The organism is Methylosinus sp. Sm6 (assembly GCF_019802345.1).
Lineage (GTDB): Bacteria > Pseudomonadota > Alphaproteobacteria > Rhizobiales > Beijerinckiaceae > Methylosinus.
Window position 1 is genome coordinate 56,331 of sequence record NZ_JAINDZ010000012.1, and the last position, 20,148, is coordinate 76,478.

13 protein-coding genes and 1 tRNA gene are annotated in these 20,148 nt (G+C 67.0%); 5 read left to right on the forward strand and 9 right to left on the reverse strand.

Features of this window, described 5'->3' with window-relative positions:
* Positions 1-13 precede the first annotated feature (13 nt).
* The gene (locus K3F48_RS10180; RefSeq protein ID WP_222575318.1) at positions 14-1,315 is read left to right on the forward strand and encodes an MFS transporter; all 1,302 of its coding nucleotides are present in this window, start codon (positions 14-16) and stop codon (positions 1,313-1,315) included.
* 136 nt (positions 1,316-1,451) lie between these two features.
* Here K3F48_RS10180 and K3F48_RS10185 read toward each other — a convergent pair whose 3' ends face one another.
* The 9 genes from K3F48_RS10185 to msrP all read right to left on the reverse strand — a co-directional run bounded on the left by K3F48_RS10185 (position 1,452) and on the right by msrP (position 17,100).
* Complete coding sequence (locus K3F48_RS10185; RefSeq protein WP_222575319.1) at positions 1,452-2,681, reverse strand: hypothetical protein; 1,230 nt, start codon at positions 2,679-2,681, stop codon at positions 1,452-1,454.
* A gap of 3 nt (positions 2,682-2,684) precedes the next feature.
* The gene (locus K3F48_RS10190; protein WP_222575320.1) at positions 2,685-5,357 is read right to left on the reverse strand and encodes a DEAD/DEAH box helicase; all 2,673 of its coding nucleotides are present in this window, start codon (positions 5,355-5,357) and stop codon (positions 2,685-2,687) included.
* A gap of 419 nt (positions 5,358-5,776) precedes the next feature.
* A tRNA-Thr gene (locus K3F48_RS10195) sits at positions 5,777-5,852 on the reverse strand.
* Positions 5,853-5,984: 132 nt separating this feature from the next.
* Complete coding sequence (locus K3F48_RS10200; protein WP_222575321.1) at positions 5,985-9,077, reverse strand: efflux RND transporter permease subunit; 3,093 nt, start codon at positions 9,075-9,077, stop codon at positions 5,985-5,987.
* Between the two features lie 47 nt (positions 9,078-9,124).
* On the reverse strand, positions 9,125-10,099 hold the full coding sequence (locus K3F48_RS10205; protein WP_222575322.1) for an efflux RND transporter periplasmic adaptor subunit: 975 nt from the start codon (positions 10,097-10,099) through the stop codon (positions 9,125-9,127).
* An 89-nt stretch (positions 10,100-10,188) separates the two neighbouring features.
* Complete coding sequence (locus K3F48_RS10210; RefSeq protein ID WP_222575323.1) at positions 10,189-10,818, reverse strand: OmpA family protein; 630 nt, start codon at positions 10,816-10,818, stop codon at positions 10,189-10,191.
* A gap of 192 nt (positions 10,819-11,010) precedes the next feature.
* Positions 11,011-15,090: a Pls/PosA family non-ribosomal peptide synthetase gene (locus K3F48_RS10215; protein WP_370631394.1), complete on the reverse strand. Its 4,080-nt coding sequence runs from the start codon at positions 15,088-15,090 to the stop codon at positions 11,011-11,013.
* A 460-nt stretch (positions 15,091-15,550) separates the two neighbouring features.
* Positions 15,551-16,159 (reverse strand): protein-methionine-sulfoxide reductase heme-binding subunit MsrQ, encoded by a 609-nt coding sequence (gene msrQ, locus K3F48_RS10220; protein WP_222575325.1) that lies wholly within the window; start codon positions 16,157-16,159, stop codon positions 15,551-15,553.
* Positions 16,159-17,100: a protein-methionine-sulfoxide reductase catalytic subunit MsrP gene (gene msrP, locus K3F48_RS10225; protein ID WP_222575326.1), complete on the reverse strand. Its 942-nt coding sequence runs from the start codon at positions 17,098-17,100 to the stop codon at positions 16,159-16,161. The genes msrQ and msrP overlap by 1 nt, the downstream gene beginning before the upstream one ends.
* A 316-nt stretch (positions 17,101-17,416) precedes the next feature.
* Between msrP and K3F48_RS10230 the strand changes: the two genes are divergently transcribed.
* The 4 genes from K3F48_RS10230 to K3F48_RS10240 all read left to right on the forward strand — a co-directional run bounded on the left by K3F48_RS10230 (position 17,417) and on the right by K3F48_RS10240 (position 20,003).
* Positions 17,417-17,950 (forward strand): response regulator transcription factor, encoded by a 534-nt coding sequence (locus tag K3F48_RS10230; protein ID WP_370631395.1) that lies wholly within the window; start codon positions 17,417-17,419, stop codon positions 17,948-17,950.
* Positions 17,951-17,957: 7 nt separating this feature from the next.
* On the forward strand, positions 17,958-18,353 hold the full coding sequence (locus tag K3F48_RS24865; RefSeq protein ID WP_370631396.1) for a DUF2946 family protein: 396 nt from the start codon (positions 17,958-17,960) through the stop codon (positions 18,351-18,353).
* Between the two features lie 106 nt (positions 18,354-18,459).
* A complete protein-coding gene (locus K3F48_RS10235; RefSeq protein WP_222575327.1) occupies positions 18,460-18,960 on the forward strand; it encodes an RNA polymerase sigma factor in 501 nt (166 codons plus the stop codon).
* A 95-nt stretch (positions 18,961-19,055) separates the two neighbouring features.
* Positions 19,056-20,003: a FecR family protein gene (locus tag K3F48_RS10240; RefSeq protein ID WP_222575328.1), complete on the forward strand. Its 948-nt coding sequence runs from the start codon at positions 19,056-19,058 to the stop codon at positions 20,001-20,003.
* Positions 20,004-20,148: the final 145 nt, after the last annotated feature.

The window sequence follows — 20,148 nt, forward strand, 5'->3', positions numbered from 1 at the left end:
TCGGAACAGACCCATGACAGTCCAATTCCGGCCTTCCGCGGCCGGCGAGATCGAAGCGCAGCGCGGTCTCTCACGCGAAGAGGCGAAGACGCTGGCGCTCGCCTCTCTCGGCGGCGCGCTCGAATATTATGATTTCATCGTCGGCGTTTTTTTCGCCAAGACCCTCGCCGCGGTCTTCTTCCCGCACGACAGCCCGCAATGGCTCTCGCAACTCCAGGTCTTCGGCATATTCGCCGCCGGCTATCTCGTGCGCCCGATCGGCGGCGTCGTCTTCGCGCATTTCGGCGACCGCGTCGGCCGCAAGAGAATGTTCGCGCTCGGTCTGTTCCTGATGGCCTTTCCCACGCTGCTCGTCGGCCTGACGCCCGATTACGAGACGATCGGCCTTGCTGCCCCCCTCCTTTTCCTGTTCTGCCGGCTGCTGCAAGGGCTGTCAGTGGGCGGAGAAGTGCCCGGCGCATGGATCTTCTGCGCCGAGCATGTCCACAAATCCCGCGTGGGCTTCGCCTGCGGGCTGCTGATGGGCGGTCTCTGCTGCGGCATTTTGATGGGCGCGCTCACCGCCAAAGTGCTGACGTCGAGCCTCGCCGCCGACGATCTCGTCGCCTGGGGCTGGCGCATTCCTTTCATCATCGGCGGCGTCTTCGGCCTGATCTCCGTCTATCTGAGGAAACATTTACGGGAGACGCCGGTCTTCGAGGCGCTGCGCGAGCGGCGTGCAGCCGACGCACGACTGCCGATCTCGCTCGTCTTCGCGCGCTGCAAGAGCGAGGTTCTCGTCTCCATGGCCGCGACCTGGGTTTTCGCCGGCGTCTTCGTGACCTATTTTCTCTATTTGCCGACTTATCTGCAGTCGCAATTCGACTATCGGGCGGCGGATGTCTTCACCGCCAACTGCTGGTCCATATCGCTTCTGATCCTCGGCAGCGTCTTCGTGGGCCGCGTCACGGATATCATCGGCGGGGGGAAAGCCTATGCGATCGGCGGCGCTGCGATGGCGGCGGTCGTCGCAGCGCTCGGTTTCTCCCTCGGCGACGGCGATGCGTGGGCGCTATATCTCTACGCGATCGGCGGTTTCGCGATCGGGACGATCACGCTCACCCCCTATCTGATCATCCGCAGCTTCCCGCCCGAACTGCGATTCACGGGATTCGCTTTGTCCTACAACACGGCCTACGCCGTCCTCGGCGGAACGACTCCGCCTTTAATGGCCCTCCTGGTCGGGGAGAGCGCCCTTCCCATGGCGCCCTTCTATTACATGTCGGCGCTCTGCCTTTTCGGCGCGGCAATTGGCTGGCTACGACGCCAAGGATGAGGAAATAGGCTCTTACCAAAAGGCGCCTCAAAACGAATTTCCGCTTTTGGCGCTTCTGGCGCATAGCCGCCGCAGAAAGAATGGCGACGGCATCCCTATATGTTGTGGCTGTCTTAACCGGACAGGCACGGACGGATCAGCCGCGGCTCTTTTTAGCTTTCGCGCCGATCCATTTCGCCGCGCGCGTTCGGCGGTCGGATTCCATCCCACGGCGGGAAGACGGCCTGCTTCCCTCAGCGGCGGCGGCGCGCAGCGACGGTGCGGGCTTCTGTGTGGGCGACGTCGCCTTCGGCGGCGCCACAGGGGACCGGAGGGCGGCGCGCTTGCCTTTCGTTCCCGAGGCTTGTTTCGGCGCCTCTACCGCGTCGAGGATCGCGGGTGGCGCTTTCGCGCGCCGCTTTGGCGCCGTCGCGCCGGTATCGGTCTTTGATCGCGCCTTTGCCTCTGCTGCGACGATAGGCGCAGGGGACGGCGCAGCGGGCGCCTTGGATTTCCTCGAACCGCGCGTCTTCGGCGCCGGCGCCGCCGGGCCTGCGCTCGCGGCGCCCCGGCTCGTCGAGCTGGGCTTCGGGCTTTTCGACGCCGGCGCCTTTGCAGCCCCGGCTTTACGCGCGGGGCTCTGCTCCCCGCCTGTGATCGCCACTGGCTCCCGCGCCGCCGGCGCCATGTCGATCCCGAACAGCGCGGCGACGTCATCCGCGGCGAGAATGCGCTCGCTCTCATTCGGGCGCATCGCCGCCGCCGCGGTGTCGGCGTTGGAGACGAGATCGGCGCTGTCGACGCCGCGCAGCAGGAACAGCAGCTCCGGCTGCGCATCGAGGCGCGCGCCGACGCCATAGAGCGTCGCCGCGACATGCTTGCACATGCGCGCCCCATCCGGACAGGAGCACGACATCTTGATCTCGCGCGGGGAGGGGAACAGGCCGTCGCCCTCGCGGCAGACGCGCTCCATGATGTGCTTCGAAATCCGTCCCTTCAGCAATTCGACCAGCGAGCCGATGGAGCCGGCGCAGTCGCGGCAGATCGCCTTCCAGCGATCCGGCTTGGTCGGCGTGACGGCGATCTCGATCGTATAGACCTCGGAGCCGCTGACGAGCGCGCCGATCCGTCCCCTCTCGATTTGCAGATCGAGCACGAAGCCGTTGCGCACATAGCTGCGCCCGCGCGGCAGGCGGCTCTCATAATCGGAATAGCGCTCGAGATTATCGCACCAGGCCTTGCCCCAAAAGCTCTGCGCGATCTTGCGGCCTTCGATCACGACGGGCGCGACGACGCGCCCCTTCTTCTTCAGCGTCGCGATTTCCTTCACCGCCTGGGAGCGGCGCTCGGCGACGGGGACATAGGGAGCATAGCGCCAAAAGGACATGTCTCACGCTTCCTTCATCGCCGCGTCGAGATCGAGCCGCACCAGCGCCATGAGGTCGCGATCATTCATCCCCGCGAGGTCGATCTCCTGCCCGCCGCCGAGGACATCCTGCGCCAATTGCCGCTTCGACTCGATCAGCTGGTCGATTCGCTCCTCGATCGTGCCACGGCAGACGAATTTATGCACCAGCACATTGCGCTTCTGGCCGATGCGAAAAGCGCGATCGGTCGCCTGGTTTTCCACAGACGGATTCCACCAGCGGTCGAAATGCGCGACATGCGAGGCGGCGGTGAGGGTGAGGCCCGAGCCGCCGGCTTTCAGCGACAGGACGAAGAAGGGGATGGTCTCGTCCTCCTGGAATTTCTTCACGAGGTCCTTGCGCTTGGCCACCGGCGTGTCGCCATGCAGCACGAGGCCGGAGCGGCCGAAGACGGAAGCGAGCAGACGCTCGAGCGGCGGGATGATCTCCTTGAACTGGGTGAAGACCAGCAGCTTCTCCTGCCGGCTCGCGACCGTCTCGGCGATTTCGGCGAGCCGCGCGAATTTGCCGCTCTGCGCCGGCTCATAGGCGCCGTCGGACAGCCATTGCGAGGGATGATTGCAGATTTGCTTCAGGCGCATCAGCATCGACAGAACCAGCCCGCGCCGGGCGATATCGTCATCCGCCTGCTTCAGACGTTGCTCCAGCTCGTCGACCGCGACCTCATAGAGCGCCGCCTGCTTCTTGGAGAGCGCGCAAAAGGCGGGGACCTCGGTCTTGTCCGGGAGGTCGGCGATGACGCTTTTGTCGGTCTTGAGGCGGCGCAGGATATAGGGCGCCGCCAGCCGCTTCAGCGGCGCATAGGAGGGCGGCTCGGCAGCCGCGAGGCGCTTCACGAAATCGGCGAAGGCCTTGGAGGTGCCGAGCAGGCCGGGATTGATGAAATCGAAGATCGACCACAGATCGCGAAGATTGTTCTCGATCGGCGTGCCGGTGAGCGCGATGCGCGCCTGCCCACGCAAGGATTTGACCGCGCGCGTCTGCTTGGCGTTGGGATTCTTGATCGCCTGCGCCTCGTCGAGCACGACGAAGCGCCATTTGGTTTCGACGAAGGCGCCTATGCGCAAGAGCGTCGCGTAGCTGGTCACGACGAGATCGGCGGCTGAAAAACTGTCCGGCGCAACCGCCTTCAGTTCTGCAGGCGCCATGAAAGCCGGATGACAGACGACGACGCGCAGGCTCGGCGCGAAGCGCGCCGCCTCCGAGGCCCAATTGGCCAGCAGCGAGGCCGGCGCGACGAGAAGGCTGGGCCCGCCCTCCGGCGCGCGCTGCTTCGCGGTGAGGAGCAGCGCGAGCAGCTGAATGGTCTTGCCGAGACCCATATCGTCGGCGAGGCAGGCGCCGAGCTCGAGGCGCGTGAGCAGCGCCAGCCATTGCACGCCGGCCTTCTGATAGGGGCGCAGATCCGCCTTCAACGCGGCGCCCGGATCGGCCTCGCCGGCCGCCTGAGGATCGCGGCAGGCGCGGAGGGTTTCGGCGAGCCAGGGGCCGGCGTCGATATGGCCCCATTTCGCATCCGCCGGCGCGGCCTTGGCGCCGATGTCGGCGCCGGCGACGAGCCGCATCGCCTGCGCGAAATTCAGCCCCTCCTGATCGGCGAGCCGCTCCACCGCCTCGAAGCGCTCGAGCGTCGCCGTCAGCCGCTCGCGGTCGATCTCGACCCATTTTCCGCGCAGCAGAGCGAGCCCGGCGGTCGATTCGAGCAGGCTCTCGATCTCCTCTTGCGTCAGCGGCTCGCCGTCGAGCGTGACGCGCATGTCGAAATCGAGCATCTGCTGGGTGCCGACGCGCGACGGCTCATTGGAGCCGATCGTCGCTTCGACCTCGGGACGGCTCGGACGATTCATGCGCCAGCTCGCCGGCATGCGCACGATCAGCCCCGAGGCCTCCATCGTCTCGACGCTCTCGAGAAAGCGCATGGCGTCCTTCGGCGTCCAGCGCAGCGGATGAAAAATCTCGCCGGCGTCGACGATCTCCTTCAGCCAATCGAGCCGCTCGGCGGCATGGCTGACCGGCTCCAGCAGCTCGAGCAGCTTGCGCTTGTCGTCGGCATGATCGCGCAGCGCTTGCGCGAGCGGCGCATGGCGCAAGCCGCCCTGCTCGCCGAGCGAGGCCGCATAGGTCGCCATGAAGGCGAAAGGACAATCGGGATCGCGCCGGTTCTCGGCGAGATTGAGATGCACGCGCCCGACCAGCCGCCAGCGTCGATCCGCGCTGCCCATGAAATCCCGGAGCGACACGCCGCGCTCCGCGAGCTCGACGCGAAGCGCTTCCGCCATCCGCCCCCACGCCGCGGCGAGGATTTGCACGGTCAGATATTCGCCTCCCGCCATCGGCGGCGCGGCGTCGACCAGCTCCGATAGCACGCCCGCCGACAGCGGCTCGCTCGCCGCCTCGAGCGACAGGCACAGCATGCGCATGAAGCGCATCGCAAAGCCGCGCCAAAAGGCGAGACCGGGCGGCAGGTCGGTTCCCACTTCCGCGAGACCGAGATGCAGCAGACCATGCCCATCGCCGCGCGAAAAATACGCGCCTAGTCGCGCCGCAACCGCATCATCGAGCGGCGCCTCGTCCTCCCGCGCCTCGAGGCGCAGAGCGCCATGCGGCGTCAGAACGGGGATGAGCGAGGGGGACATGAGAGAAGGCGAACCGGCTCGGGGGCGAGCGCGTCACCGTATCAGACGAGCATCGGCGTCGTCGATGGAGCTGGGCGTCGTCGATGGAGCTGAAGGCGGTGATTCTACCGAGAAACGCCTCGCCGAGGAATCGACGAACTGGGCCGCGCCTTGGCGGAATATCACGCGACGGCGATCGGATATGGCGTGCGCCTTCGCGACCTCGACCGGCGCATTCGGCGCGTCGAGTAATCCTCGGCGTTTCATCGCCGGAGGCAAAGTGAGCCGATCGCCCGTCGAGCCTCAGCCTTTCAAGCATCAGTCGACCGCGGCGCCCGAGATGGCGGCGATCGGCGCGCCGACTTTCGTCGCCGTGGCGACTGCGAAGCCGAGACCGCGCCTCTGTCCCGTCGTTTATGCCTACAGCCTTTTGATTTTATTGGTGCCGCAAGAGGGATTCGAACCCCCGACCCCATCATTACGAATGATGTGCTCTACCAGCTGAGCTATTGCGGCGGATCGGCCTGCGGCCGACCTTGGCGGCGCTTCTCTTAGCCGTGTGGACGGCCGATTTCAAGCCGCGTGTCCGGTTTCCGCGCAAATCCCCGGCCCGAGACCGCGCGGGCGCCCGAACGGGACCGCTGGCGGTCATTCCGACGGCGTCGCCGACGGGTCGGCGTTCGCGGGGGTGGGAGGATGCGCCTTCCACGGGCCGAAATCGCGCAGCTTTTCGCCGAAGCTCGACACCATCATGAACACCGCCGGCACGAAGATCAGCGACAGCAGCGTCGAGAACACGAGGCCGCCGATCACCGCGATCGCCATCGGCGAGCGGAACTCGCCGCCAATGCCGAAGGCGAGAGCGCTCGGAGTCATGCCGGCGATCATGGCGATCGTCGTCATCACGATCGGCCGCGCACGCTTGCGGCCGGCGTCGATGATGGCGAGGTCCTTCGGCTCGCCGCGCCAGACCGATTCGAGCGCGAAATCGACCAGCATGATCGCGTTCTTGGTGACGATGCCCATCAGCATCAGAATGCCGATCCACACCGGAACGGTGAGCTGCTTACCGACCAGCATCAGGCCGAACACCGCGCCGCCGATGGAGAGCGGCAGCGAGAACAAAATGGTGATCGGCTGCAAAAAGCTGCTGAACAGCAGCACCAGCACCGCATAGACCATCAGCAGGCCTGCGCCGAGCACCTGGGTGAAGCCGTCCGACAATTCGTTGAGGCTTTCGGCGTCGCCCGATTCGCCGACGGTCACGCCGGGCGGCAGCGACTTCTTCACCGGCAATTGCTCGATCGCCTCCAGCACGTCGCCGAGCGCCGCCGAGCCGACGAGATCGGCCTCCACCGTCGCCTGGCGATTGCGGTCGTAGCGCGAGATATTGGTCGGGCCCTGGCTGAATTGCAGATCGGCGACGGCCGAGAGCGGCACGCTGCCGGAAAGGCCCATCGGCACGCGCAGCTGGCCGAGCACATTCTTGTTGGAGCGGGCGCGATCCTCCAATTGCACGCGCACCGGGATGAGCCGGTCGCCGTCGACGAATTTGGCCAGCGCCGGGCCGACGTCGCCGATCGTCGCGACGCGGATCGTCTCGGCCAGCGTCTCCGGCGTCACGCCGAGGCGGGTCGCGAGATCGAGATGCGGATGGATGAGCAGCTCGGGACGGTCGAGCGTCGTGTCGGCGATCACATTGTCGACGCCGGGCAGGCGGCGAATCTGCCGCGCCAGCTCATTCGCCACGGTCGCGACCCGGCGCGGCTCGGAGCCCTGCGCCACGAGCGAGATCGCGCGCAGGCCGTTCTCGTCGACGAAATAATAGCGGATGTCGGGAACCTTGCGCAGGCGCCGGCCGATCTCCTGCTCGAGATCGCGCTGGGTGATCTTGCGATCCGACTTCGGCGTGTAGGCGACGATCAGCGTCGCGCGCCGCGCCTCCATCGGCCCGTTCGACACGCGGCCGCCGTCGACGAAGACGTTCTGCACCTCCGGCAGCTCGTGGATGACGGCGGCGATTTCTTCCGTCGTCGTCTCCGTGTCGGTGATCTGCGACCCCGGCGGCAGCTCGACCATCATCACCGAGCGCGACGAATCCTGCGCCGGAAGGAAGCCCTTCGACAGCAGGCTGATGCTGGTGATCGAGGCGGCGAAGAACAGAAGGCCGACGAGCACGGTGGCCTTGTAATGATGCACCGAGAATGCGACCAGCCGCTCATAGGCGCGCAGGATCGCGCCCGGCGGCTTCTCCTCCGCCTGATGCGGCTTCAAGAGATAGGCGGCGAGCATCGGCGTCACGAGGCGCGCGGCGAGCAGCGAGAACAGCACCTGCACGGCGACGGTGACGCCGAACTGCTTGAAGAACTGGCCGGCGATTCCCGGCATGAAGCTCGCCGGCGCGAAAATGGCCACGATGGTGAGGCTGATGGCGATCACCGCGAGGCCGATCTCGTCCGCGGCGTCGGAAGCGGCCTGCAGCGCCGATTTTCCCATGCGGATATGGCGCACGATATTCTCGATCTCGACGATCGAATCGTCGACGAGAATGCCGGTGCTGAGCGTGATGGCGAGAAAGCTCACCAGATTGAGCGAGAAGCCGAGCGCGTCCATCACCCAGAAGGCGGGGAAGATGGAGAGCGGCAGCGAGATGGCGACGATCAGCGTCGCGCGCAGATCGCGCAGGAACAAGAGGACGATCACGACGGCGAGAAAGGCGCCTTCGAAAAGAGTGTGGATCGCCGCGTCATAATTGCCGCGCGTCACCTCGACCGACGTGTCGATCAGCTTCAGATCGAATTCCGGATATTTCGAGCGCAGCCCCGCGATGCGCTTCTCCACCGCCGAGGCGACGTCGACGTCGCTCGCGCCATTGGCGCGCTTGACGCCGACGGCGACCACCGGCCGCCCGTCGAGACGGGCGAAGGTGCGGCGCTCGGCGATGGTGTCGGCGATCGCACCGAGATCCTGCAGGCGCACCTCGCCGCCGGTCGGCAGAGCGATCATCAGCCCGGAGAATTCCTCGAGCGTCCTGGCGGAGGCGATGGTGCGGATCGCCTGATCGCGGCCTCCGATCTCGGCGCGGCCGCCGGTGACGGTCACATTGGTGCCGCGCAGGCGCCGGCTCACGTCGACGGCGCTGAGGCCGAAAGCCTGCAGGCGGTCGGCGTCGAGCGAGACGAGGATTTCGCGCGAGACGCCGCCGATGATCTCCACCTGGGCGACGCCCTTCACATCCTGCAGCGAGCGCTTGACCGTGTTCTCCATGAACCAGGAGAGCTCCTCCGGGCTCTTGCCCGGGGCGGAGGCGGCGTAGGTCACGATCGGCAGGCCGACCACGTCGACGCGCTGGACCAGCGGCTCCTCGATGTTGCGCGGCAGGTTGAAGCGCACGCGCGTCACCGCGTCCTTCACATCGTTGAGCGCCTTGTCGGTATTGGTCTCGAGCCGGAAGATGATCGTCGTCACCGACAATCCGTCGGTGATCGAGGACGAGATGTGGCGCACCCCCTCGACGCCCGAGACGCCGTCCTCGATCGTCTTCGTCACCTGCGCCTCGATCTCGGCGGGAGCCGCGCCGAACTGCGGGACGACGACCGAGATCATCGGAATGTCGGCATTGGGGAGGCGCGTGATGGGCAGCTGCAGAAAGCTGGTCCAGCCGAGGAACAGGAGAATGATGGAAAAGACGATGGACGGCAGCGGCCGCTTGATGGCCAGCGCGGAGACATTGAAGGACATCGGCTAGCAGCCCCTATCTGCGAATCATTCGGCCTCGACGCCGCAAATTATTGTCCGGCGCCGGCCGCCCCCTCGATCAGAACCGCATTGACTCGATCCCCCGCATGCAGGGCGGCGCCCGTATGCGCGACGATCTCCTCGCCGACCCCCAGCCCGTCGCGAATGCGGATCTTGCCGCTGTCGGAGAGACCGACGCGCACCGGGCGGATTTGCACCGCGGCCCCGCTCACCATCTGCACCGTCGCCTCGCCATTGCGGTAGCTGACGGCGGACGTCGGAACGACGACGCCGCAATCGCGCGCCGTCTCGACGACGGCGCTGGCGAATTGTCCCGGACGGATCGCCGAGGCCGGCTCGATCGAGAGCCGCGCGCGCCCGAGCTGCGTCGCCGGATCGACCTCGCTCGCCGGCGATTGCACGACGCCTTTGGCCGCGACGCCCTCGTCGCTCGTCACCTTGGCGACTGCGCCCTTGCGGATCTGGCCGACATAGAGGCTCGGAATGTCGACGACGAGATCGACATTGGAGCCGGCGGAAATGACGAAAGGCGGGTCGGGCGGCGCGCCCTGCGCCGCCATCGCGGTCGCCGCCGCCTGCGGCGCGCCGGAGACATCGCCGACGCGAATATTGACCCGCACGACCACGCCGGCGATCGGCGCGCGCGCGATCGTCGAGCCGAGACTTCCGGCCGCGGCGGCGGCGCCAGCGGCGGCCCCTCCCGCGCCCCGCGTCGGGGGGGCGGCCGGCGGCGCGGCGGATTCGGCCTCCCGAAGGCCGCGCAGCAGCTCCTGGCCCGCGGCGACACGGTCGCCTTCGCCGGCGAGAATTTCGGTGATGCGATAGCCGGGCGGCGCAGTGACGCCCGTTTCCTCGCGCGCGATGGCGAAGCCGGTCACTCGCGCATCGACTTTGACGCAGGCCTCTTTCGCGCGCACCGTCGCGACCGTCACTCGGCCGATGTTCTGGCCGGCGGCAGGCGCCGGCTCCGCCGCGCCCGCGCCCTGCGCGACGAGCGCCAGCAACGCCGCGAGCGCGCAGCGCTTCCGCGCGCGCCCGCTGGTTCCGTCGCGGCTCGAGCTCCGCCGCCGAGGCCCTGGCGCGCCCGTCCGGATCAATTTTTCGCCGCCTTGAAGGCCATGATGTTCACGACCTGGACGCGCCGGTTCTCGGAGGCCGTCGGCTCGCTCTCGTTCTTGAGATGAGTCTGGCCGTAGCCGACCGTGACGAGCCGTTCGGGCGCGACGCCATATTCGGCGACGAGCACCTTCTTCACCGCTTCCGCGCGACGCTCGGACAGCTTCTGATTGGCCTTGGCCGAGCCCCGGCTATCGGTGTGGCCCATGATCAGGAAGGTGCTGTCCTTGAACGCCGGACCGCCGAGCGCCACGCCGAGCTGCTCGACCACCTCGCGGTCCTTGCCGCGCAGATCGGCCGAATTCAGCGCGAAATGCACCTCGAAGTCGACGTCCCGGCGCGTCGCCACGATGGCGTCGAGCTTGGAGACGTCCGAGACGGAGAGCGAGCGGTCGGCATGGCGCTTGCCGAGCCCGCGGACGAATTGCTCTTCGGCGATATGCTCCGGCGTGACCGACGGCTCGGTCGTCAGGCCGCGCGTCGCCGGCGCCGACAGCATCCTGGTGAAATATGCGGCGTCCTGGGCCGAGGCGAGACCCTGGACGGAAAACAATATGGCGGCCGCCAACATCGCGCTGCGGCCGAGGCGCGGCTCCGATTTCGACATGAAACCCTCCCCAATGCGCATATGGCTTCGACGAGTATCTTCGAGCTCGTCTCGAAGATCAACCAAGGCGAGAGAATTCGGCTCTGGTCGCGAGCCGATCGCCTTTGTCGTTGCGCAAGCTAGCAGGGGGGCATGAGCCCGCATGTGCGCTGTCGCACATTGCACGCTTCGGAAACCGCGCGGCCGCTCCCGTCAGGCCGCCTTCGCCTGCCGCACGGCGGGCGCCGGCGCGCTCCGCGCCGGCTCGGCCGGGGCGCCCACCCATTCGGAATGGGGCGGGATCGTCTCGCCCTTCATCACCACGGTGAGCGGCCCGAGCCGGGCGAAATCGCCGACATGGGTGTCGTAGAGCACGGTGGAGCCGGCGCCGACCGTCACGCCGCGGCCGATCATGACGCGCCCGACCTTCATCACGCGATCTTCATAGAGATGGGTCTGCAGGGCCGCGACCTGATTGAGGGCGGCGTAATCGCCGACGCTGACGCAGTCGAATTCGGTGATGTCGGTCATGTCCGCGAACACGCCCTTGCCGAATTTCGCGCCGAACAGGCGCAGCACCCACGGCAGGAAGGGCGTGCCGCGCAAATGCTCGAGCAGGATCTTGCCGGCGAGGCCCCAATAGAGCACGGCGCAGGCCTCCGTGCGCATGGCCCAGAACGACCACATCGGCTTCACCTGCGGCTCGTAGCGGCCCATGGTCAGCCATTTCACCGCGACGACCACCAGCGTCATGCCGAGCGAGATCAGCGTCGAGCAGAGGACGAACAGCCAGAACGCCGCGCCATATTCGCCGTCGATCAGCTTCTGCGCGAAGCTCTCGACCGCCCAGGTGCCGAAGGTGATGAACAGCATGGTGGGCAGCGAGACATTGATGGCCTCATAGGCGGCGCGCGCGGCCTTCTTCCAGAACGGCGGCTGATAGGTCCACGCGGCGCCGCCGCCGTCGAAGGTCTGGCGCACCGGCAGCCGGATCGGCGGCGAGCCGAACCAGGTGTCGCCCTCGGACAATTCACTATTGGCCGGCGGCTTGGACTTTATGCCGATCAGCGCGCCGTTCGGGATCTCCGAGCCGGGCGGAACCACGGCGTCATTGCCGATGAACACGCGGGAGCCGGTCTTCACCTTCCTCAGATACATCCAGCCGCGGCGCATGTCCTCGTCGCCGAGCACCACCTCGTCGGCGATGAAGCATTTCTCGCCGATCTCGACGAGGTCGTAGCGCCCGGAGAGATTGGTGGAGATTTCCGAATCCTTGCCGATCTTGGCGCCCATCAGCCGATACCAGCTGCGCATGTAGAGCGTCGCGAACAGCGAGGAGAGCGTCTCCAGGGTGACTTCCGTCGCGAGCCCCACCGCCCATTTGCGCAGGTAGAACCAGGACCAGACCGAATACGTCCCCTCCGAGACGCGCGGCAGCACCGTCCAGCGGAAGGCGACGATGAAGGCGACAGTGACGAGCACCAGCACGAACGCCGTCGGCCAGGCGAACAGCGGAATCGCGGCGAGATAATAAGCGTGCTCGCCATCGACGAGGCCGAGCCAGGCGTCGAGCTTGTCGAACACCCAGAAGGCGGGGAAGATCGGCAGCAGGCCGAGCGGCGGCAGCGCGAGAGCCACCATGGCGAACAGAGCGCTCATGACGACCCGCCGCAGCGCCGAGGCGGCGGACGGCGAATCGAGCGCTTCGGCGTTCACCCGGCCCTCATGGCGCGCCGGGGAGCCGTTCCAGATCTCGCGGGCGCCGATGCGCGCGCCGGACGGAACCGAGCTCAGATCCTCGAGCGCCGCGCCCTCCTCGAGCACGACATTCTCCTCGATGACGCAGGAGGTTCCGACATAGGCGTCGGCGCCGATGTCGATCGGGCCGATGATCAGCTCATTGCCCACGACGCGGGCGTTGGCGAGCTTCAGCTTGCCGCCGAGGCTCGCGCCGTCGCCGATGGAGACGAGATCGATCGCCCCGACATCGAGCTCGCCGATGATCGCATCCTCGCCGATCCTCGCGCCGAGCGCGCGCAGATAGAGGCGCATCAAGGGCGAGGCCTGGAACCATTTGGCGTGGGTGAGGCCGATGAGGCGCTGCGCCAGCCACCAGCGGTAGTAATAGACGCCCCACAGCGGATAGCGCCCCGGCCGCGTGCGGCCGATGACCAGCCATTTGCCGAGGATCGACACCGCCACAGTGGCAATGTTGACGCACATATAGACGCCGAGCAGCGCGACCGCCTCCTCCACGATGCTGGCGTCGGGCGAGGTGAGCAGCATGTAGGAGACGAACACGCCGAGCCATTGCGAGGTGACGAAGGCGAGGATGAAGGGCAGCGCCGCCGCCTGGGCGAGCCCGCACAGAAAGCGCTTCAGTAGCGGCGGCGGCGCGAAGGAGAGATCGCGCGGCGCGGGCGAGGCCGCCGCCTTGCCGTCGAGATGGGCGGCGAGCGCGCGCAGCGTGCGCTGCGCGTAGAGGTCCTGCAGCGTGATCGAGGCGAGCCGCTCCGTCTCGCGGACCACCGAGACGAAACGCGCCGCCAGCAGCGAGTGGCCGCCGAGGTCGGTGAAGAAATCGGCGTCGAACGGAATGGCGCCCGGCGGCAGGACTCTGCGCGCGGCGTCGAGAAGCTTGGCCTCGGTGTCGCTGCGCGGCTCCTCCTGCGCCTCGGCGTCGAGCAGCGGGGCGCTCAGCGGCGCGCGCTTCAGCGCCTTGCGGTCGACCTTGCCCGAGGACAGCGTCGGCAGCGACGCGACCACCTCGAAGCGGGCCGGGACCATATAAGACGGCAGGAATTCGCGCAGCTTGGCGCGCAGCTCGCGCGGATCGGGAATGACCGCCGTCGCGCCGACGAGAAAGGCGACGAGCTCGTCGAGGCCGTCCTCGTTGCGCAGCACGACCGCCGCCTGACGGATGTGGGGGAGCGTGGACAGAACGGACTCGATCTCGCCGAGCTCCACGCGGAAGCCGCGGATCTTGACCTGATCGTCGATGCGGCCGCGGAAGGCCAGATTGCCGGTCTCGTCCAACGCGACCGCGTCGCCGGAGCGATAGAGGATCGGATCGGAGCCGTCGTCACAGAAAGGATTGGCGATGAATTTTTCCGCGGTCAGCTCGTCGCGCCGCAGATAGCCGCGCGCGACGCCGGGGCCGCCGATCAACAGCTCGCCTTCGGCGCCCGGCGGCAGCAGCTCGAGATTTTCGTCTACGACATAGCAGCTGTAGTTCGGGATCGGCTTGCCGATCGTCACCTTCTCGTTCGGCCAGACTTCCGAGACGGTCGCGACCACAGTCGCCTCGGTGGGACCATAGCTGTTGAAGATGGTGCGGCCGATGCGCGTCCAGCGCTCGGCGACGGACGGCGGGCAGGCTTCGCCGCCGAGCACGATCTTGCGCAGCGTCGCGACGTCGCGCGGCAGCGCGGCGAGCAGGGTCGGCACCGTGTCGAGCACGGTGACGCCGGCCTCCTCGAGAATGTCGGGCAGGGCCTCGGTCTCGCCGATGATCTGCGGCGTCGCCACGAACAGCGAGGCGCCGGCGAGATAGGGAATCCAGATCTCCTCCATGGAGAGGTCGAAGGCGACGGATGCGCCCTGAAACACGACGTCGGAGGACGTGATCCCGTAAATCTCGTTGGCGGAGCGCAGATAATGGCAGATGTTGCGCTGGGTGACGACGATGCCCTTGGGCGTTCCGGTCGAGCCCGATGTGTAGATCAGATAGGCGGCGTCGTCCGCGCTCGCGCCGGCGAGCCGCGGGTCCGGCAAAGGGGCGTCCCGAAGCGAGGCGATCTCGGCGTCGACCCAAATCTCGACGCCGACGCCCGCGGCCTTGACCGCGAAGTGGACGGATGTGAGCAGGCCTCTGGCGTCGGCGTCGGAGAGGCAGACGGCGATGCGCTCGACGGGCGCGTCGGCGTCGAAGGGCAGCCAGGCGGCCCCCGTCTTGGCGATGGCGATCTGCGCGATCAGCAGCTCGGGCCCGCGCGACATCCACAGGCCGACCACCTGGCCCGGGCCGATTCCGCGCGCGACGAGGCCATGGGCGATGGCGTTGGCCTGGGCGTCGACCTCCCGATAGGTGAAGCGTCGCTCCAGGGTCGACATCGCCAGCGCATGGGGGCTGGCGGCGACCCGCGCGGCGAAAATCTCGGATAGCGTCTCGTCGCGCAGAAGATGCGGCATGTCGGCGCCGCGCAGCACGGCGCCTCGAGGAACATAGCCGGACGGCGCGCCCGCCGCGAGCAGCGGGGAGGCGTGCCGGAAATGCGGGCTCAACTCATTCATTTGCATCACTTATCCGCGGGTCGGCGCGCCTCGCGCTCATTAAAGCGTCGCAGCCGAGCATGGCAATATCCCGCATCCGCTGAACGCGGGATGAATCCAACTATGGCGACGAATTTGTTGCCGGAAAGGCCGGCCCCGACGCGGCCCGCCCCTTTTGCGCGCCCTTCGTATCGAAGCCGTTACAAATCCAGATCGCCTTGTTTTTCCGATTTTTCCCGTTTCGCCCTCGCGAGGACGTTCGGATCCGGCTTCCGCCCCTCGAGCTGGTCCTCGACGAGGGGAGATCGCGACTCATGGACACGCCGACATCGCCTCTCCCCTTCGCCGAGACCACGGCGGTGTCCGCGATCTTTCCGTAGGGCTCGAAATAGAGGCGGTCGTCGCTCCGCCATCCCATCGCCGGGATGGTCGCATCGCGAAGTTCGCCATTCTATCTTTCGCGCTGCGCGAACTTCAAGGCTCAGGCCGAGACCGGGGCCCGCCGGCGCCGGGAGGGGGCGGGCGCGAGCCTCGTCAGCAGCAGTGCCGCGGTCAGCCCGGCATAGACCAGCGGCTCGGCCGGCCAGGATTTGACGACCAGCAGAAAATGCGCGGCCGCGGCGAGCGCCGCGAGATAAACCAGGCGGTGCAGCTTCGCCCAGGCCTTGCCGCCCATGCGGCGGATAGCCGCAGCATTGGAGGTCGCCGCCAGCGGCGCCAGAATGGCGAAGCTCGCCATGCCGACCGTCACATAGGGACGTTTGACGATATCGGCTGAGACGGCCGCCCAGTCGAAGCCGAAATCGAGCGCGACATAGGCGGCAAGATGCAGAAAGGCGTAAGAGAAGGCGAGCAGGCCCAGCGCGCGCCGAAAGCGCAGCAGATCGACGCCGGCGAAGCGTCGCAGCGGCGTCACGGCGAGGCAGGCGATGAGGAAGCGCAGCGCCCACAGGCCGAGCCCCTGCTCCAGCGCCCTGATCGGCTCCGGTCCGAGCCGGTCCTCGACGCCGAGCCAGAACAGCGAGGCGGCCGGCGCGAGGCCGACGACATAGATCGCGAGCCTGCGGAGCTGCAGCGGGGCGCGCGTCATCAAAAATAGCTCCCGAGATCCATTCCGGCATAGAGGCCGGCGACCTGATCGGCATAGCCGTTGAACATCAGCGTCGGCCGCCGCCTGGCGAACAGGCCGCCCTCGCCGATGCGGCGCTCCGTGGCCTGACTCCAGCGCGGATGGTCGACCCGCGGGTTCACATTGGAATAAAAGCCGTATTCGCGCGGGTTCTGCAGGTTCCAGGAGGTCTTGGGCTCTGTCTCCACGAGGGAGATGCGCACGATCGATTTGATCCCCTTGAAGCCATATTTCCAGGGGACGACCAGCCGCAGCGGCGCGCCGTTCTGATTGGGCAGGGTTTCTCCATAGAGCCCGACCGCGAGAAGGGTGAGCGGATGCAGGGCCTCGTCGAGCCGCAGCCCCTCGACATAGGGCCAGGGCAGGAGCTGCAGCAGACCCTTCTGCCCCGGCATCTCCTGCGGCCGCACCAGAGACTCGAAAGCCACATATTTCGCCGCGCCGAGCGGCTCGGCGCGGGCGAGCACGGCGGCGAGCGGAACGCCGATCCAGGGGATGACCATGGACCAGCCCTCGACGCAGCGCATGCGATAGACCCGCTCCTCGAGCGCGGACGGGCGGATCAGATCCTCGAGCGCATATTTGGCCGGCTTCGCCACCAGGCCGTCGATCTCGACGGTCCAGGGCGAGGTCGTGAGCGAGCCCGCGCGCGCGGCGGGATCGCTCTTGCCGCCTCCGAATTCATAAAAATTATTGTAGGACGTCACATCGGCGCGCGGCGTCGGCGTCTCATTGGTCGAGAACGGGCTTTTTGCGCCGGCGAGAGGCGCCGCGGCGGCGGGCCCGAGCAGCGCGCCGAGGCCGAGGCCGGCGGCGCCCGCCAAAAATTCGCGCCGGCGCAGATAGGCGGAGGGCGGCGTGATCTCGGAAGCGGGAATCTCCCGCGGCGGGACGATCAGCATTGCGGAACCTCGTCTTTGGCGCGCCGGCGTGACGGCGCCGGCGCGCTCACTCTGCGCAGTTCGGCCGGCGCGCGGCAATTGTTACCGCGAATGCGTCGAACGACGTCCATGAGGTTGCGATATGACCTCTCGCCCTGCGATCGACGCTCGACAGCGCCGACAGCGGACCTGGACGCGCAGAAGACGCCGAGCGTCGGCATCTTCTGGTTCGTCACGATCGACGGATGGCGTAAGCGCATCGGAAACTCCGATGCGGCGCCCTTTTCAAATTGACTGAAGCGAGGCGTTGGTGGCTTGCGTCAATGAATAATGAAGGGTGTTCGACGCCCCCTCCCTAACGCTCCTCCGCTTCGCGTGCATCACATGCCGCCGGAGGGCGGCGTGCTGTACGCGCAGCGCGAAGCGGCCGGCGCACGGCCTGTCCACGCTGACGGAGCGACAACGCGACATTCTGCGGCTGTCGATGCACGGCCGGCCGAACAAGCAGATCCGCCGGCGCTCGAAGCTGTCGCATTTCACGGTGCGCAATCATGTCTCGCAACTGTCGAGACAGCTGAACGTCCCCTCGCCGCCGAGGCGCATGTCCCGTCCCTGTCTGATTGACGGCGCCGCGCGAGCGCTGCTCGCCCCGAGCGTCATGGCGCATTATTTGCCGCGTCCGTGTCGGGAGCAACGCCCGCGTGATCGCGTTCGCGATATGAGCGCACGCAGAGAAGATGATCTCACGTTCGAATGCCGGCCTTTGAAAAGATCGCCTGTGCATGGCGTCATGCGCCGCCTCCCTCGCGCCGTTCGCACCGGAACACGCCGGACTTCAAAGCTTGACCGAGGAAGAAGCGTGAGCCTATAGATCGAAAATGGCAAAGCGGGGTTCATGGCGGGAGCTGTCGACGAGCGCCATCATCAGCGCTCTCGTTTGCCTTTTCGCCCTGCAGAGCGTCAGCTCGCAGGCGCGCGACTTGCGCGCCGCCCACGGCCTCGCCTCCGCTGCTGCATCATATTATCAGACTTGCCGACCCGACCCATCAGCGGATCGAGATGCGCCGGCTGAGCAACGGCGCGCGAGCGATCAATGCTGCGCGCTCTGCTCGTCCGCCGGGCGGGACGATCTGCCCACACTCCTTTTCGCGGCCGTTTTCGCGCTGCTTTCCCCCTCGACCGATCCTGCCCATGTGCGCGCCGCCGACGTCTCGCTTCGGCCGCCGACGGTAGCGGCGCGTTCGCACTCGTCCCGCGCGCCGCCGCTGTCCTGAACGCGCACCTCTCCGCGCAACAAGGAGAGAGCATGCGTGGCAGGCGCCGAGGAGCTTTCTCGCTTCGGCGCCATCGCGGGTCCGAGGCTCCAGTAGAAGCCGGCTCATGTCCAAGATCAAGAGCCGTTCGATCGGCGAACTCTTCGAGCGCAATAAGCGCGTTCTCCTCGACTGCCTGACGCGTCGGGTCGGTCCCGACCACGCGTCGGACCTGCTGCAGGAGACTTTCGTGCGGATGCTGCAGCGCAAGCAGACCGGAGCGATCGTCGACGAGGACGCCTATCTGCGCACGACGGCGATCAATCTCGCACGCGACTTCGCCCGCTATAACAGCACCATCGCCAAGCACGTCGCGCCGGGGGACATTTCCGCGGACATCGTCGAAACGGCCCTCGATCCGGCCCAGACCTGCGAAGCGAAGGAGAGCGTCCGGGCGCTCTACGCCGCCATGAAGAGCCTCCCTCCGAGGTGCCGGGAGGTCTTCATCCTGCGGCGCTTCCATGATCTCTCGCCGGACGAGATCTCTCAAAGACTGGGCATCTCCCGAAACATGGTCTTGAAGCATCTGCGGCTGGCGCTGGAGCGGTGCCATGCGGCGCTCGACTGAATTTTTGCTCGAGGCGACCTCCCTATCGCCCTCGGCGTTCGTCTTGCTACTCTGAGGACCGACGGCGGCGGACCCAGCGACAGAACGGTACGACCATGGAAGAGGATGACGCGCCCTTGGACCGAGCGAGCTGCCGCAAGGCGGCCATCGAGTGGTGGACGCGACTCGACTGCCGAGCCCCGACCCCGCAGGAGCGGGAGGCGTTCGTTCGCTGGCTGACGCGCGATCCGGCGAACCGTGAGGCGTTCGAGAGGGTTTGCCGTATCTGGGGCGATCTCGAGCAGCTGCGGCCTTTCCTCGAGGACTTCGAGGTGGCCCCGCCGCGCCGGCCGTCCCGCTATCGCATCGCCGCCGGCCTCGCGGCTCTCGCTTTCGCCGTCTTGTCCTTCGTCTTCTTCGACGATGTCTGGATCATGTTGCGAGCGAACGCCCGGACCGGCGTCGCGGAGACGCAGGTTGTTCAGCTCGTCGACGGGTCGCGGATCGAGATCGGCCCTCACTCGGCAGTGGCGGTGGATTTCGACGAGCGAAAGAGAAATGTGACGCTGCTGACGGGCGAGGCCTGGTTCGATGTCGCTCCGGACGCCGGAAGGGCGTTCTCCGTCCTCGTTCCGGGCGGCTCCGTGACGGCTCTCGGCACCACTTTCAACGTTTCGACCACGCGCGGCCGCACCGAGGTCACCGTCGCCCAGCACCGCGTGCGCGTGGTGACGGAAGGGCCGCCGATCATCGTCGAGGCCGGCGAGCAGAGCGCTTTCGCCCCGGGCGTCGCCGCGGTCGCCCCCTATCGGGTGCAGGTCGATCACGTCGCCGCGTGGCGGCGCGGAAAGCTGATCTTCGACGACAGGCCGCTCTCGGAGGTGGTTTCGGTGCTCGGATATTACGTCCACGGATATATTCTGATCGTCGATCCCTCCATCCGGGACAGGCGCGTGACCGGCGTGTTCGACGCATCGGAGCCGATGGCCGCGATCGCCGCGATCGAAAAGGCGCTCAGCCTGCACGCATTCGATCTCGGCTATGTCGTCGCGCTCAGCGGATGAGAAAAAAAATTTGGTCGCCGACATCCCCGGAGGAAGGAAAGCCCGTCCTTGTGAAAGTGGGGGCGCATTGCCTGCCGCCGAGAGACAGGACGGGGCCAGTAGATGTCGAAGCGGATTCCTGACGAGAGCAAGTCGGCGAGGAGAA